This is a genomic window from Isoptericola cucumis, assembly GCF_014635665.1.
GTDB lineage: Bacteria > Actinomycetota > Actinomycetes > Actinomycetales > Cellulomonadaceae > Isoptericola > Isoptericola cucumis.
Genome location: NZ_BMDG01000010.1, coordinates 114,468 through 129,206 on the forward strand (window position 1 = coordinate 114,468; position 14,739 = coordinate 129,206).

16 protein-coding genes are annotated in these 14,739 nt (G+C 75.7%); 5 read left to right on the forward strand and 11 right to left on the reverse strand.

Going from position 1 to position 14,739, the window contains the following annotated elements:
• Nucleotides 1-16 precede the first annotated feature (16 nt).
• From tsaE to IEW03_RS14765, 3 genes are read right to left on the reverse strand one after another with little or no spacing between them, the layout of a single operon-like run.
• Nucleotides 17-556 (reverse strand): tRNA (adenosine(37)-N6)-threonylcarbamoyltransferase complex ATPase subunit type 1 TsaE, encoded by a 540-nt coding sequence (gene tsaE / locus IEW03_RS14755; RefSeq protein WP_188524464.1) that lies wholly within the window; start codon nucleotides 554-556, stop codon nucleotides 17-19.
• Nucleotides 553-1,815 (reverse strand): alanine racemase, encoded by a 1,263-nt coding sequence (gene alr / locus IEW03_RS14760; RefSeq protein ID WP_188524465.1) that lies wholly within the window; start codon nucleotides 1,813-1,815, stop codon nucleotides 553-555. The genes tsaE and alr overlap by 4 nt, the downstream gene beginning before the upstream one ends.
• Nucleotides 1,816-1,823: 8 nt before the next feature.
• Nucleotides 1,824-2,852 carry a pseudouridine synthase gene (locus IEW03_RS14765; protein ID WP_229738172.1) on the reverse strand — a complete coding sequence of 343 codons (1,029 nt, stop codon included), beginning with the start codon at nucleotides 2,850-2,852 and terminating at the stop codon, nucleotides 1,824-1,826.
• A 40-nt stretch (nucleotides 2,853-2,892) separates the two neighbouring features.
• Between IEW03_RS14765 and IEW03_RS14770 the strand changes: the two genes are divergently transcribed.
• Nucleotides 2,893-3,375, forward strand: coding sequence for a glutathione peroxidase (locus IEW03_RS14770; RefSeq protein ID WP_188524467.1), 483 nt, complete (start codon nucleotides 2,893-2,895; stop codon nucleotides 3,373-3,375).
• Between the two features lie 26 nt (nucleotides 3,376-3,401).
• Here the strand turns inward: IEW03_RS14770 and IEW03_RS14775 are convergent, their stop codons facing one another.
• Genes IEW03_RS14775 through IEW03_RS14790 form a run of 4 tightly spaced genes read right to left on the reverse strand, consistent with a single transcriptional unit; the run spans nucleotide 3,402 to nucleotide 7,316 of the window.
• Complete coding sequence (locus tag IEW03_RS14775) at nucleotides 3,402-4,007, reverse strand: acetyltransferase (protein ID WP_188524468.1); 606 nt, start codon at nucleotides 4,005-4,007, stop codon at nucleotides 3,402-3,404.
• A 38-nt stretch (nucleotides 4,008-4,045) separates the two neighbouring features.
• Nucleotides 4,046-4,834, reverse strand: coding sequence for a class I SAM-dependent methyltransferase (locus IEW03_RS14780; protein ID WP_188524469.1), 789 nt, complete (start codon nucleotides 4,832-4,834; stop codon nucleotides 4,046-4,048).
• Nucleotides 4,831-6,471, reverse strand: a complete 1,641-nt coding sequence (locus IEW03_RS14785) for a bifunctional ADP-dependent NAD(P)H-hydrate dehydratase/NAD(P)H-hydrate epimerase (protein ID WP_188524470.1) — start codon at nucleotides 6,469-6,471, stop codon at nucleotides 4,831-4,833. The genes IEW03_RS14780 and IEW03_RS14785 overlap by 4 nt, the downstream gene beginning before the upstream one ends.
• Nucleotides 6,468-7,316, reverse strand: coding sequence for a formylglycine-generating enzyme family protein (locus tag IEW03_RS14790; protein ID WP_188524471.1), 849 nt, complete (start codon nucleotides 7,314-7,316; stop codon nucleotides 6,468-6,470). Before IEW03_RS14790 ends, IEW03_RS14785 begins: the two co-directional genes overlap by 4 nt.
• A 48-nt stretch (nucleotides 7,317-7,364) precedes the next feature.
• Here IEW03_RS14790 and IEW03_RS14795 point away from each other — a divergent pair, with 48 nt between their 5' ends.
• On the forward strand, nucleotides 7,365-8,420 hold the full coding sequence (locus tag IEW03_RS14795) for an LLM class F420-dependent oxidoreductase (protein ID WP_188524472.1): 1,056 nt from the start codon (nucleotides 7,365-7,367) through the stop codon (nucleotides 8,418-8,420).
• Between the two features lie 19 nt (nucleotides 8,421-8,439).
• On the forward strand, nucleotides 8,440-9,285 hold the full coding sequence (locus tag IEW03_RS14800) for an alpha/beta fold hydrolase (RefSeq protein ID WP_188524473.1): 846 nt from the start codon (nucleotides 8,440-8,442) through the stop codon (nucleotides 9,283-9,285).
• 8 nt (nucleotides 9,286-9,293) lie between these two features.
• Here the strand turns inward: IEW03_RS14800 and IEW03_RS14805 are convergent, their stop codons facing one another.
• Entirely contained in the window at nucleotides 9,294-9,644 is a 351-nt protein-coding gene (locus IEW03_RS14805; protein WP_188524474.1) for a holo-ACP synthase, read from the reverse strand.
• Nucleotides 9,645-9,724: 80 nt separating this feature from the next.
• On the opposite strand from IEW03_RS14805, the gene IEW03_RS14810 reads away from it, so the two are divergent.
• Entirely contained in the window at nucleotides 9,725-10,552 is an 828-nt protein-coding gene (locus tag IEW03_RS14810) for an alpha/beta fold hydrolase (RefSeq protein WP_188524475.1), read from the forward strand.
• A gap of 40 nt (nucleotides 10,553-10,592) precedes the next feature.
• Here IEW03_RS14810 and IEW03_RS14815 read toward each other — a convergent pair whose 3' ends face one another.
• On the reverse strand, nucleotides 10,593-10,934 hold the full coding sequence (locus IEW03_RS14815; protein ID WP_188524476.1) for a nucleoside triphosphate pyrophosphohydrolase family protein: 342 nt from the start codon (nucleotides 10,932-10,934) through the stop codon (nucleotides 10,593-10,595).
• Nucleotides 10,935-10,971: 37 nt separating this feature from the next.
• Nucleotides 10,972-12,879 (reverse strand): glutamine--fructose-6-phosphate transaminase (isomerizing), encoded by a 1,908-nt coding sequence (gene glmS / locus IEW03_RS14820; protein WP_188524477.1) that lies wholly within the window; start codon nucleotides 12,877-12,879, stop codon nucleotides 10,972-10,974.
• A 90-nt stretch (nucleotides 12,880-12,969) separates the two neighbouring features.
• On the opposite strand from glmS, the gene coaA reads away from it, so the two are divergent.
• A complete protein-coding gene (coaA, locus tag IEW03_RS14825; RefSeq protein ID WP_371870633.1) occupies nucleotides 12,970-13,995 on the forward strand; it encodes a type I pantothenate kinase in 1,026 nt (341 codons plus the stop codon).
• A gap of 3 nt (nucleotides 13,996-13,998) precedes the next feature.
• On the opposite strand, the gene IEW03_RS14830 is transcribed toward coaA, so the two are convergent.
• Entirely contained in the window at nucleotides 13,999-14,673 is a 675-nt protein-coding gene (locus IEW03_RS14830) for a DedA family protein (protein WP_229738173.1), read from the reverse strand.
• Nucleotides 14,674-14,739: the final 66 nt, after the last annotated feature.

The window sequence follows — 14,739 nt, forward strand, 5'->3', positions numbered from 1 at the left end:
CGTTTCCCGCGGCCGGCTATCGCGCGACGAGGGCCGCGAGGTCGACGTCCGCCCACCGCGGCCCGACGCCCCGCAGGGTGGCGTGCCGCGTCCCCGCCTCGGGGTCGGCGTCCGGGTCGTCGACCCCGCCCCGCGGGCGCTCGAGGTCGAGCTCCAGCCGGTCCTCCGTCAGCGCCTCCGCCAGCCCGCGCCCCCACTCGACGACGGTCACCGACTCGTCGAGCGACGTGTCGAGGTCCAGGGCGTCGAGCTCGTCCAGCCCGCCGAGCCGGTACGCGTCGACGTGCACGAGCCCGGGCCCGACGGTCCCGTCGGCGCGGGGCAGCGGCGGGTGCTCGCGGGCGACGATGAACGTCGGCGAGGCGACGTGGCCGCGCACGCCCAGCGCGGCCCCCAGCCCCTGGGTGAGCGTGGTCTTGCCCGCGCCCAGGTCGCCGGTGAGGATCACCAGGTCCCCCGCCCGCAGGACGGCGGCCAGCGCCGCCCCGAGGGCGCGCGCGGCGTCGGCGTCGGGCAGGTCCACCCGGGCCTGCGGCGTGCTGGTGGTGTCGGTCATGATGCGTCCTTCCCGGCAGCCGCCTCCGGCTCGCCGACGTGCACCCGCGGGACACGGCTCCCGATGCCGGTGACGATCTCGTAGCTGATGGTGCCCGCCGCCTGCGCCCAGTCCGTGGCGTTCGGCACGAGCGCGCCGCGCGCGACGCCGTCGGACTCGCCGAACAGGGTCACGACGTCCCCCGGCCGCTCCGTGGCGGCCGGGCCCAGGTCGAGCACGAACTGGTCCATGCAGACCCGGCCCGCCACGCGCAGCACCCGGGCCGCGCTCCCCCGGCCGACGCCCACCGGCCCGCCGACGCCGAGCTCGCCCCCCGACGCGTGCCGCTGGATGCCGTCGGCGTAGCCGAGCGGGACGACGCCGAGCCGCGTGTCCTGCGTCGTCGTGTACCGGTGGCCGTAGGAGACGCCGTGCCCGGCCGGGACGTCCTTGACGGTCACGAGCCGGGCCTGCAGCGTCATCGCGCCCCGCAGGCCGAAGTCCCCGGGCGCCCCCAGCTCCGGGGCCGGGCTGTGGCCGTAGACGGAGATGCCCGGGCGCACCAGGTCGTAGTGCAGCCGCGGGTCGGTGAGGACGGCGGCGGAGTTGGCCAGGTGCCGCACCTCCGGCGCCAGGCCCGCGGCCTCGACCGTCGACACCGCGTCGTCGAACGCGCGCGCCTGGAGGGCGATGGACGGGTGGCCGGGCTCGTCCGCGCACGCGAGGTGCGACATCACGCCGACGACGCGCACGTCCCCGGCCGCCTCGAGGGCGGCCGCGCGGCGCACGACGTCCGGCAGGTCGGCCGGCGTGATCCCGTTGCGCCCGAGCCCGGTGTCGACCTTGAGGTGCACCCGCGCGGGCCGTCCCGCGGCGCGGGCGGCGGCGACGACCTCGTCGAGGGCCCACGGGGCGGCGACCCCGACGTCGACCTGCGCGGCGACGAGCCGTTCGAACGGCGCACCCGGGGCGCAGAGCCAGGTGAGCACCCGCGCGTGGTCGGGGGTGACGCCACCGGCACGCAGCGCCAGCGCCTCCGCCGGGACCGCGGTGCCGAGCCACGTCGCGCCGCCCGCGAGCGCCGCCCGGGCCACCGGCAGCATGCCGTGCCCGTACCCGTCGGCCTTGACCACCGCCATCACCGCCGCGCCCGACGCGTACCCGCCCAGCGTGCGGACGTTGTCGCGCACGGCGACGAGGTCGACGACGGCGCGTGCGGACGCCTCCGCCGCGAACGGCAGGTCGGCGGCACGGGGGACGGCGAGGGCGCTCACGGTCATGGATTCTCTCACCGGCCGGGCGGTCCCGGCTCCGGGGCCGGCTCCGAGGCCGGCCCCGCGGACGACCTGGACCATGCAGCGAGCGTGCGGCGCGAGACGAACCGGCGGCGCTCGCCGGTCAGCGGGTCGTCGAGCTCCACGCTGCGGGACAGCAGCTGCAGCGGAGCGTCCGGGTCGTCGGGGGCGTCGGCGCGCAGCTCGGGCCAGAACGTGTCGCCCAGGATCGGCAGGCCCAGCGACGCCAGGTGCAGGCGCAGCTGGTGCGTCTTGCCGGTGTGCGGCTCGAGCCGGTACAGGCCGACGCCGCGGTCTTCGTCGCGCGCGACGAGCTCGATCCGGGACTCGGCGTTCGGCTCCCCGGGCTCCTCGACCGCCCGCACCACGCCGCGGTGCTTGACGATGCGCGACCGCACCACCTGCGGGCCGTCGGCGAGCGCCGACCCGGCGGGCGGCAGCGGCGCGACCGCCTCGTACGTCTTGCGCACGGCGCGGTCCTGGAACGCCGTCTGGTACGCGCCCCGCACCTGCGGGCGCACGGTCAGCACGAGCACGCCCGCCGTCGGGCGGTCGAGCCGGTGCGCCGGCGCCAGGTCGGGCAGGTCGAGGGTGGCGCGCAGGTGCACCAGGACCGTGCGGGTCACCCACCGGCCGCGGGGCATCGTCGCGACGAGGTGCGGCTTGTCGACGACGAGCAGGTCGTCGTCACGGTGCAGGACCTCGAGCTCCGCCAGCGCTGGGACCTCGGGCTCGTCGGCGGGCGGGTCGCGGTACAGGTAGAGGAAGCCGCGCGGCTCGAACGGCGTGGACGCGTCGACCACTGCGCCGGCCCCGGTGACGACCTCGCCCGCCGCGAGCTTCTCGGCCAGCCGGGCGGCGTCGTGCGGGAACCGGTCCAGCAGGTACGCGGCCGCGGTCGGGTAGCGGGCGACGCTGGCCGCGTCGTGGGGCAGCACGAGGCGGGTCGGGTTGAGCCCGTCGCGCACCGGCAGCGGCGGCCGGTGCGGGCGCGGGCCGCGGCGGGTCGGATCGGCGGGCACTCCTCCATTGTCTCGCCCCATGAGGCGGCATGATGGGCGGATGAGCCTCTACGACATCCCGTTCGAGCGCATGGACGGCACCACCACCTCCCTGGCGGACCACCGCGACGACGTGGTGCTCGTGGTCAACGTCGCGTCCCGGTGCGGGCTCGCCCCGCAGTACGAGACCCTCGAGCAGCTGCAGAAGACGTACGCCGCCCGCGGGTTCACGGTGCTCGGCTTCCCGAGCAACCAGTTCCTCCAGGAGCTGTCCACCGACGAGAAGGTCGCCGAGTTCTGCTCCACCACCTACGGCGTCACCTTCCCCGTGCTCGCCAGGGTCCGCGTGAACGGTCGGCACACCCACCCGCTGTACGCCGAGCTGAAGAAGTCCACCGACGACGGCGGGCACACCGGCCGCGTCCGGTGGAACTTCGAGAAGTTCCTCGTGCTCCCCGGCGGCGACGTGCACCGCTTCTCCCCCAAGACGGTGCCCGACGACCCGGCGCTCGTCGGCGTCATCGAGAAGGCCCTGCCCCGGTAGCCGACCCTCGCCGGGTCGGTCCGGCGTCAGGGCGCGACGAGGTGCAGCCAACGCTCGGTGACGGCGTAGCCCAGCGCCTCGTTCGCCCGCCGCGACCCGACGTTGGCGCCCGCGCCGCCGGTGCCGAAGCGGACGTGCCCCGCACCGGCGAGCGCGAGCAGCGCCGCCGCCTTGACGGCGGTCGCCAGGCCACGGCGACGCACCTCCGACCGCGTGACCGTGAAGTCGGTGTCGATCCGATCGGACGCCGGGTACAGCACGGTCGCGGCGTCCAGCCGGCCGTCGGCGGCGAACGCCCCGAAGGCCCAGCGGTCCCCGCCCTCGAGCGCGGCCGCGAGCACCGCCCCATCGGGCACGTCGTGCGAGGTCGCCACGGTCACCGGGTAGTCCGCCGCGGCGCCGGCGTCGAGCTCGACGAGGGCCGCAGCCTCCTCGGGCACGAGCTCGCGGACCGTCCACCCCGCACCGCGGACGGCGGCCACGGCGGCGCGGCAGGTCGCGGCCACGGCGGGCGTGACCGTGAGGCGCGCGCCCCACGACTCCCCCTGGACCTGAGCCCCGGCGGCGAGCAGGCGGACGGCCTCCGGGTCGTCGGAGCGCAGGACCCGCACGGCGGGGACGTTCGTCGTCACCGGCACACCGTAGCGACGTCGTCCCCGGTGGTGTGCCCTCAGTCCGACGGCCGGCTCACGACCAGCACGAGCGAGCCGTCGAAGGTCGGCTGCGTGCGCAGGTGCCCGTACCGGCGGTCCCACTCCCCGGAGGCGAGGTCGCCGCCCAGCCGGTCGGTGAACCGCTCCTGGACCGCGGGGCCGACGAAGCTCCACGCGGAGTTCGCACGGCGCGCCTCCGGGTCGAGCAGGCCCTCCGGGCGGCCGTAGTAGGCCTCCCCGAAGCGGTCGACGCAGCCGAGCGGGACCGGCAGCCCGATCACCTCGACGCGCCCGCCGAGCCCGGCGGCCACCCGATCGAGGCTCGGATAGCGGGCCGCCTCCGTCGCGATCACCTCGGGCGCGTACTCGTGCAGCCAGAACCGGTCGAGGAGCGCGGGGTCGCACGTCATGACGACCACCGGCCCGGCGGCCACCCGGCGCAGCTCCCGCAGTCCACCCTCGAGGTCGGCCCACTGGTGCACGGAGAAGGTCGTCATGGCGGCGTCGAACGCGTCGTCGCCGAACGGCAGCGCCTCGGCCGTGGCGTCCACCGCGGGGACGAGGTCCGGCGGCCGCTGCGCGCGCATCGACGCCGACGGCTCGACGGCGGTCACCGTTCGGTCCCGCGGCTCGTACGAGCCGGCGCCGGCGCCGACGTTCAGCACGGCGGCGGCGTCGCCGAGCGCCGCGGCGATCGCCGCCTCGAACGCCGGCTCCGGCTGCCGGTACCGGGTGTACCCGCCACCGATCGTCGCGTAGTCGGCGTCGCCGGCGGAGCCGTCGGGCGTGCGGGCCGAGGGCGTCATGCGGGTTCCTCGGGCCGGCGGGTCGGCGGGCAGGTCCCCCGGGGGCGTCGTGACGACAGCAGGCGGGCGACCTCCGCGGGCACGGCGTGCGCGACGTCCAGCGCCGCGACCGGCCCGCCCGGGTTCGCCCGGTGCGCCGCGCGACCGTGCACGAGGGCGGCGGCCGCGGCCACCTCGGCGGCCCGCTCCGGATGGCGGACGACCTCGTCCGCGCGGGCGGCGAGCATCGCCCCCAGCAGGCCGGCCAGCACGTCGCCGGCTCCGGCCGTGGCGAGCCAGCCGGGGCCGTCGGACTGCGCGTACGCCACGCCGGGCCCGGCGACGACGGTCACGCCGCCCTTGAGGAGCACGGTCGCGCCGGTCAGGTCGTGCGCTCGGCGGGCCCAGCGCAGCGGCTCCGCCTCGACGTCCGCGCGCCGCACGTCCTCGCCGCGGGAGCGCAGCAGCGCCGTCAGCTCGCCCGCGTGCGGGGTGACGACGAACCACGGCGGGGAGTCGTCGTCCAGGAGGCCGAGCCCGCCCGCGTCGACGACGGCCGGCACCGGCCCGCCCGCCAGGCCCCCGAGCCCGCCCGACGCGGCCACGAGCCCGGCCCGGCCGCGCTCGTGCTGCCCGTCGTCCTGTCCCTCGTCCTCCGCCTCGGGGCCGCCGGGGACGCCGGGGCCCACCACCCACGCCTGCACGCGGCCGGGGACGGTGACCACCTCCGGCCGCGCCCCCACCACGACCCGCCCGACCTCGACCGACCCGCGGTAGCGCACCATCCCGGCCCCGGCGCAGACGGCGCCGGTCGTCGTCAGCACCGCCGCACCCGGGTACGTCGCCGTGCCCGCGACGACCCCCACGACGCCGCGCGTGTACTTGTGGTCCGCGGCGCCGGGGACCGGCCACGACCGCGCGACGTCGTCGGGCTCCAGACGCCGCACCGCCGGCGGGTCGTCGAGGTGCAGCCCGATGTCGACGACGGCCACCTCCCCCGCCAGCCCGGCCGCGGGCGGCAGCAGCAGCCCCGGCTTGGCGGCCCCGAACGTCACGGTCCGGTCCGCCGCCAGCACGGGGCCGGCCACCGCGCCGTCGTCCACCCCGATCCCGGACGGCACGTCGACGGCCACCACCCACGCCCGCCTCGTCGCTCGGGGTGCGGCCTCGTCGAGGGCGGGCGCCTGGGCCGTCTCCAGGGCCCCCACCAGGGCCGCCACCAGATCGGCGGCGAGGCCGCGCAGCGGCCCGCGAGCGCCGAGGCCGACAAGTCCGTCGAGCACGACGTCGGACCGTGCGACGTCGCCGGCCACCGCGCCGACCCGCCCGGGGGCCGCGAACAGCTCGACCACCCGTCCGCCGGCACGCCGCAGCGCCGTCAGCCCGCCGGGGTGCGCGCGCTCGTCGACGAGGACGGCGGTCACCCCCAGACCCCTCCGCGCGAGCACCGCCCCCGCGTGCAGCGCGTCGCCGCCGTTGTTGCCGGCGCCCACCAGCAGCACGACGCGGGCGCCGCGGACCGTGCCCCGGCGCGCCGCGACGTCACGCACCACCTGCGTCGCGAGCGCGAACGACGCCCGCTCCATCAGCGGCACCCCCTCGGCCAGCAGGGGCTCCTCGGCGGCGCGGACGTCGGCGGCGGACCAGGCGGAGATCATGAGTGGCATCCTGCCCCGTGCGGGGCGTCGTCGCCGGTCGCGGCGCCCACCTCGCCGGCCGCGGGGTGGTCCACGAGCTCGCGCAACGGCGTCCATCCGAGCGGGAGCGGCCCGCGCACGTCGGCCCGCTCACGGTCCCGCCGGGCCGACCATCCCTGGGCTGTGTCCCCGCCGGGCGCTCCCACGACGCCGCGGGCGACACGGAACCCCACGTCCTCGAGCCGGGCCTCCGGCAGGCTCCCGCGTCGTACGGACGCCCGGACGCTCCACCGCGGATCCGCCCAGCCGCCGCCGCGCAGCACCCGGTAGTCGGCGTACCGCGCGGGGTCGGCGTAGTCCCAGCACCACTCCCAGACGTTGCCGAGCATGTCGAACGCGCCGAAGGCGTTCGGCGCCTTGCCGGCCACGGGTTGCGGACCCGGCACGTCGTCCAGGGCCGTCCACGCCGTCGTCTCCAGCGGGCCGTAGGTCGGTCCCGTGCTCCCGGCACGGGCTGCGTGCTCCCACTCGCCTTCCGTCGGCAGCCGGTAGCCGTCGGCGTGGACGTCCCAGGCGACCCGCCGCCCGGCGACCCGGTAGGCCGGCCGCAGGCCCGCGCGGGCCGATGCGGCGTTGCACCAGGCCACGGCGTCGAACCACGAGACCGGTTGCACGGGCAGCCGGCCACCGGCGGGGCCCGTCGGCCGGGGAGACCCTGCGGCCGTCCACGCCTGCGCCGTGACCGGGGTGCGCCCGATCTCGAAGGGCATCAGGTCGACGGCGCGCGAGGTCCCGGAGCGCGCGTCCCGCAGCGTCACCGTGCCGCCCGGCACCGCGACCGTCTCGACGGCGTTCTCGGTCGTCATGCGCCCAGGCTAGGCGCCCGTGCCGTGGGCGGGCATAGGCTCGGGGCCATGCGATTCGGACTCTTCATCCCGCAGGGCTGGCGCCACTCGCTCACCGACGTCCCCCCGGAGCAGCACTGGGAGACGATGCTGTCTCTCCTCCACTACGCCGACAACGCCGCGGCGGGCGAACCGGTCCCGGGCGGACCCTGGGCCTGGGACTCGGTCTGGGTGTACGACCACTTCCACACGGTCCCGGTGCCCAGCACCGAGGCGACGCACGAGGCGTGGACGCTGATGGCGGCGTTCGCGGCCGCGTCCCAGCGCGTCAAGCTCGGGCAGATGTGCACGTGCATGTCGTACCGGAACCCGGCCTACCTGGCGAAGGTCGCGGCCACGGTCGACCACGTCTCCGGCGGCCGCGCGCAGATGGGCATCGGCGCCGGCTGGTACGAGCACGAGTGGCGGGCGTACGGCTACGGCTTCCCCCGCGCCGGGGAACGCATCCGCGCGCTCGACGAGGGCGTGCAGATCATGACGCAGATGTGGCGCACCGGGTCGTCGGGCCGGTTCGACGGCGAGACCTACCAGGTGGACGGCGCCCTGTGCTACCCGCAGCCGCTGCAGCGCCTGCCCGTCGGCGACGGCGGCGCCGAGGTGCCGAGCATCCCGCTGTGGATCGCAGGCGGCGGCGAGAAGAAGACGCTGCGGGTCGCGGCACGCTTCGCGCAGTACACGAACTTCGCGGGCGACCCGGAGACGTTCACGCACAAGTCGCGGATCCTGGAGCAGCACTGCGCCGACGTCGGCACCGACTTCGGGGCGATCACCCGCAGCTCGGACTACAACGTCGTCATCGGCGAGAACCAGGCCGAGGTGGACGACCGGTTCGCGTGGATCTCCTCGCACTTCCGCAAGCACGCGCCCGGCGAGAAGGGCGAGAACGAGATCGCGAACTGGCGCAACAGCCCGTTGGTGGGCACGCCCGAGCAGGTCGTCGAGGCCCTGACCGACCTGCAGCAGCGCGGCATGACGTACGCCATCACGTACTTCCCGAACGCCGCCGCGGACCGCGACCAGATCGAGCTGTTCCAGCGGCAGGTCGTCCCCGCGCTCCAGGACTGACCGGGGCGTGACACCGCCCGTGACCAGACGCCACGAGCTCGACCTCCCCGACGGGCGGCGCCTGGTCGTGCACGACGACGGCGGGCGCCCGGGTGCGCCCGCCGTCGTCTGGCACCACGGCTCGCCCCAGTCCGGCGCGCTGCTGCCGCCCGTCGCCGAGGCCGCGGCGGCCCGCGGGCTGCGCGCGGTCTCCGGCGCCCGCGCCGGGTACGGCGGCTCCACGCGCCGGCCCGGGCGGACCGTGGCCGGCTCCGCCGCCGACCTGGCGCACGCCCTGGACGAGCTCGGGGTGACGCGCTGTGTCGCCGTCGGCGCCTCGGGCGGGGGTCCGCACGCCCTGGCCCTCGCGGCGCTGCGCCCCGACCTGGTGGCCGGCGTCGTCACGCTCGCGGGACCGGCCCCGTTCCCGGGCGCCGACGCCGGGAGCGACGTCGAGGGGTGGTTCGCCGGCATGGCGGACGACGGCGGGCTGCGGTCCGCGCTCGAGGGCACCGCCGCGCGTGCGGCGCACCAGGAGACCGCCGAGTTCGACGAGTCGAGCTTCACCCCCGCCGACCACGCGATGTTCGCCGGCCCGTGGGGCGCCCTCGGCGAGGACGCCGGCCGGGCCGGCGAGGCCTGGCCGGGCGGGCTCGTGGACGACGACGTGGCGTTCGTCCGGCCCTGGGGCGTCGAGCTCGCCGACGTCGCGGCACCCGTCCTCGTGGTGCAGGGCGGCGCCGACCGCGTCGTGCCGCGCCGGCACGCCGACCTGCTGCTGGACGCGCTGCCCGCCGGCGAGCTGTGGCTGCGCCCCCGCGACGGTCACATCAGCGTGCTCGACGCGCTCCCCGTCGCGCTCGACTGGTTGCGCCCGCTCGCCTGAGGCGGGGCTCAGCCCTCCGCCACGACCATCGCCGAGGAGATGCCGGCGTCGTGCGAGATCGACAGGTGCCAGGCCTTCACGCCGAGCTCGTCGGCCCGGGCCAGCACGGTGCCGCGCAGCTCGACCTGGGGAGGCCCGCCGACGGTGCGGTGCACGGTCGCGTCGTGCCAGTGCATGGTGCCGGGAGCTCCGAGTGCCTTGGCGATGGCCTCCTTGGCCGCGAACCGCGCGGCCAGCGAGGACGCCGGCAGGTCGCGCTCGGCCTCGGTGAACAGCTTCTCGCGCAGCCGCGGCGTGCGCTCGAGGGTCGCCATGAACCTCTCGACGTCGACGACGTCGATGCCCACCCCGATGATCATGGGCCTCAGCCTAGGACCCTGCGAGGCTCGCCCCCCGGGCCGGCGGGCGGATGTCGGTGCCTGCTCCTAGGGTCCGGCCCATGCTCGTCGACGCCGCAGGCTCCCCGGTCCACTACGTCGAGCGCGGCGCCGCGGCCGGCCCCGACGCCTCCACGACGGTCCTCCTGCACGGGTTCCCGGTCGACCACCGCCTCATGCTCACCGCGTTCGAGGGCGCGTTCGCGGCCCGTCCCGGGCAGCGGCGCCTCTACCTCGACCTGCCCGGCATGGGTGCGAGCCCGGCGTCCGGGGTCGCGAGCACGGACGACGTGCTCGCGGTGGTGCGGGCCGCGATCGACGCGCTGGTCCCGGGCCCGTACACGCTGGTGGGCGAGTCGTACGGCGGGTACCTGGCCCGCGGCCTCGTGGCCGCAGACCCCGAACGGGTCCGAGGGCTCGGCCTGCTCTGCCCGATGATCGTGCCCGAGCACGCGGCCCGCGACGTCCCGGAGCACCGGGTGCTCGTCCGCGACGAAGGGCTGCTGCGGGAGGTGGGCGCGGCCGCCCTCGACGCGGACGACGTCGGCGTCGTGCAGACGCCCGAGACCTGGCGGCGCACCGAGGTCGAGGTGGCTCCCGGCCTCGCGGCCGCCGACGACGCCGCCGTGGCGCGCATCGGGTCCCGCTATGCCGGGACGTTCCCGCTCGAGCCGGAGCCCTACGACGGCCCGACCCTCTTCGTGCTCGGCCGACAGGACTCCTCGACGGGGTACCGCGACGCCTGGCACCTCCTCGAGCACTACCCGCGCGCCACGTTCGCCGTCCTCGACCGCGCCGGGCACAACCTGCAGATCGAGCAGCCCGCGCTGTTCGAGGCGCTCGTGGGCGAGTGGCTCGACCGCGTCGACGAGGCCGCGGCCGCCGGGTAGCCGAGGGCGGGCCGCGCAGGTGCCGCGCGGTCGCGGTGGGCTACGGCGCGCGCACCCCTGCCTCGTCCTGGGGCTCCACGAGGTGGCGGAACCTGAACCACTTGCGCTCGATCTCCGCCTCGAGGTCGACGTCGAAGCGGCGCGCGACCAGCAGCACCTGCGCGAGCACGTCCGCCAGCTCGGCCCGGAACGCCGCGTCGACGGTCGCGCCGTCGCCCCGGTCCCGCGAGCGCCCCGACCGGGCGAGGTAGGCCTGGGTGAGCTCGCCGATCTCCTCGTGCAGCTTGAGCACGAGCCAGTCGTCGGTGCGGGGCACGCCGAAGCGCCGCTCGTACACCCGCGAGATGATCTCGACCTCGTCGGTCAGCTCCGCCAGCTCCATGCCCGCAGACTACGCGCGCGGGCCGGCCGCGCGACGGTCACTCGACGGTGACGGACTTCGCCAGGTTGCGCGGCTGGTCGACGTCGAGGCCCTTCGCCGTGGCGAGCTCCATCGCGAAGATCTGCAGCGGCACCACGGCCAGCAGCGGCTGCATCAGCGACGGGGCCTTGGGGATCCAGAAGATCTCGTCGGCGTACCGGCGCACCTCGTCGTCGCCGTCCTCCGCGATGACCAGCGTCCGCGCCCCGCGGGCCCGGATCTCCTGGATGTTCGAGGTGACCTTGGCGTGCAGCTGGTCGCGCCCGCGCGGGGACGGCACCACGACGAACACGGGCTGGCCGGCGTCGATCAGCGCGATCGGTCCGTGCTTGAGCTCGCCGGCGGCGAAGCCCTCGGCGTGGATGTAGGCGAGCTCCTTGAGCTTGAGCGCCCCCTCGAGCGCGACCGGGAAGCCCACGTGCCGGCCGAGGAAGAGCACCTTGTCGGCGTCCTTCATCGACCGCGCCGTGGCGCGCACGTACTCGCTGCGCTCGATGACGGTCTGCACCTTGCGGGGCATGTCCCGCAGCTCGTCGAGGAGCGCGGTGATCTCGTCCGCGTACTTGTTGCCGCGCAGCTGCGCGAGGTAGAGCCCGAGCACGTAGGCCGCGGTGATCTGCGACAGGAACGCCTTCGTGGAGGCGACGGCGATCTCGGGGCCGGCGTGCGTGTACAGCACGGCGTCCGACTCGCGCGGGATGGTCGACCCGTTCGTGTTGACGATCGACAGCACCTTGGCGCCCTGCTCGCGCGCGTGCCGCACGGCCATGAGGGTGTCCATGGTCTCGCCGGACTGCGAGATGGCCACCACGAGCGTCTTCTCGTTCACGATCGGGTCGCGGTAGCGGAACTCGTGCGCCAGCTCGACCTCGACCGGGATGCGGCACCAGTGCTCGATGGCGTACTTGGCGACGTGCCCGGCGTAGGCGGCGGTGCCGCACGCGATGACGATGATCTTGTCGACGGCGCGCAGCACCGACTCGTCGATGCGCAGGTCGTCCAGCACCAGGCGGCCCTGGGCGTCGGAGCGCCCGAGCAGCGTGTCGGTGACGGCCTGCGGCTGGTCGTGGATCTCCTTGTCCATGAAGGACGCGAAGCCGCCCTTCTCCGCGGCGGCCGCGTCCCAGTCGACCGTGAACCGCTTGCCCTCGGCGGGGGCGTCGTCGAAGTCGGACACCGCCACCGTGGTCGGCGTGATCGTCACGACCTGGTCCTGACCGAGCTCCAGCGCCTCCTTCGTGTGCGACACGAACGCGGCGACGTCGGAGCCGAGGAAGTTCTCGCCCTCGCCCAGGCCGACGACCAGCGGCGAGTCGTGCCGGGCGCCGACCACGGTGTCGGGGGCGTCCACGTGGACGGCGAGCAGGGTGAACGTGCCCTCGAGGCGGCGGGCGGTGGCCGCCATCGCGGCCGTCAGGTCGCCGGTGCGCCGGTACTCGCGGGCGAGCAGCTGCGCCGCGACCTCGGTGTCCGTCTCGGAGACGAAGACGGCGCCCTCGGCGTGCAGCTCGGCACGCAGGGCGGCGAAGTTCTCGACGATGCCGTTGTGGATGACCGCGAGGCGGCCGTCGTCGGCCAGGTGCGGGTGCGCGTTGACGTCGGTCGGCCCGCCGTGCGTGGCCCAGCGCGTGTGGCCGATGGCGGCGGTCGCCGCCGGCAGCGGCTGCGCCTCGATCTCCGCGACGAGGTTGTTCAGCTTGCCCGACTTCTTCGCGGAGCGGACCCGCGGCTGCCCCGGGCCGACGAGCGCGACGCCGGCCGAGTCGTACCCGCGGTACTCCAGGCGGCGCAGGCCCTCGAGGGCGACCTCCAGGGGACGCCCCGACGGGCTCGGGGAGGTGGTGTCCCCTGAGATGGACGCACCTTCGGCGAGTCCCAGACCGGTGTATCCGACGATGCCGCACATGGGGGCGAGTCTACCGGCGCGCCCACCGTGGCCCGACGCCCGGTTGGGGATGCTCGGCGCGCATCGGGCAGAATCGGGCGGGTGGTACCTCTGCCTCCCGAACCGGCGCCCGCGGACGCCCCCGGCACCGCGCCGTCCCGCACGTCCCCGCAGCCGCTCGGCGACCACCTCACGCGCCTGGCGCCCGCCTCGCCGTACGTGGACCTCGACCGCGCGGCGTGGAGCCGGCTGTCCGCGTCGACGCCGCTGCCGCTGACGGACGCAGACGTCGAGCGGCTGCGCGGCCTGGGCGACCCGATCGACCTCGCGGAGGTCGACGCCGTCTACCGGCCCCTCTCGCGGCTGCTCAACCTGTACGTGTCGGCGACGGCGGGCCTGCACCGCGCGACGTCCACGTTCCTGCACGAGGAGCCGCCGCGCACCCCGTACGTCATCGGCGTCGCCGGCTCGGTCGCCGTCGGCAAGTCGACCACCGCCCGCGTGCTGCGGGAGATGATGGCCCGCTGGCCCGACACCCCGCACGTGGAGCTCGTGACCACCGACGGGTTCCTGTACCCCAACGCCGAGCTGCAGCGCCGCGGGATCATGGACCGCAAGGGCTTCCCCGAGTCGTACGACCGGCGCGCGCTCATCCGGTTCCTGTCGAAGATCAAGGCCGGCCACTCCGAGGTGCGCGCCCCGGTGTACTCGCACGTGGTCTACGACATCGTGCCCGGCGAGGAGGTCGTGGTGCGGCGCCCCGAGGTGCTGATCGTCGAGGGCCTCAACGTGCTGCAGCCCGCGCGCCCCTCCTCCGTCGACGAGTCGACGGTCGCCGTCAGCGACTTCTTCGACTTCTCCATCTACGTCGACGCCCGCACCCGCAACGTCCGGCAGTGGTACGTCGAGCGGTTCCTGCAGCTGCGTCGCACGGCGTTCAGCCGGCCGGAGTCGTACTTCCGGCGCTACGCCGACCTGTCGGACGCCGAGGCGACCGCCAAGGCGCTGTCGATCTGGGAGTCGATCAACGCCCCGAACCTGGAGCAGAACGTACTGCCCACCCGCGGTCGGGCGACGCTGGTGCTCACGAAGGGTTCCGACCACTCCGTCCAGCGGGTGCGCCTGCGCAAGCTCTGACGGTCACGCCGCCTGGCGCGTCTCGTCGGTCTCCTCGCCCTCCGGGGTGGCCGGCGGCCGCTCGGCGAGGGCGGGCAGCCGCCCGGCGCCGGTGATCCGCTGCACCACCTGGTCGACGAGGATGCCGAGCAGGATGCCCGCCACGACGCCCACGGCCATGGCGAGCAGCGTGTTGTGGCCGAGCCAGGACGCCGCGGCCAGACCGATGAGCATCGAGTAGATCCCCCAGGTCACGGCGGCGATCGCCGAGACCAGCATGAACCGGGCGCGCGGGTAGCCCACCGCCCCCGCGGTCATGTTCACCGCGACGCGCCCGATCGGCACGTACCGCGCCGCCATGATGAACGACGCCCCCCGGTGGTCGAGGGCGTGCCGCGCCCACGCCACGGCCTTGCGGCCGCGCGCGGAGCGCAGGAAGCCGAACCGCTCCGTGCCGACGGCGCGACCGATCTGGTAGGCGATCTGGTCGCCCGTCCACGCCCCGGCGACGGCGAGGGCGAGGATTCCCGGCAGCCAGGGCACCCCCTCCGCGTGCGCGAGCACGGTGAGGGTGATGACCACGGACTCGCTGGGGATCGGCGGGAAGAACCCGTCGATCGTGGCGAAGACGTACATCGCGGGGTAGATCCACGCGGACGCACCCAGGTGAATGATCCAGGTCTCCAGCTGACCCAGCATCGTCGACAGCGTCTCCAGCACGGTCCCTCGGTTCGTCGGCCGGCAGGGTGCCTCCGGCGGTCGCAC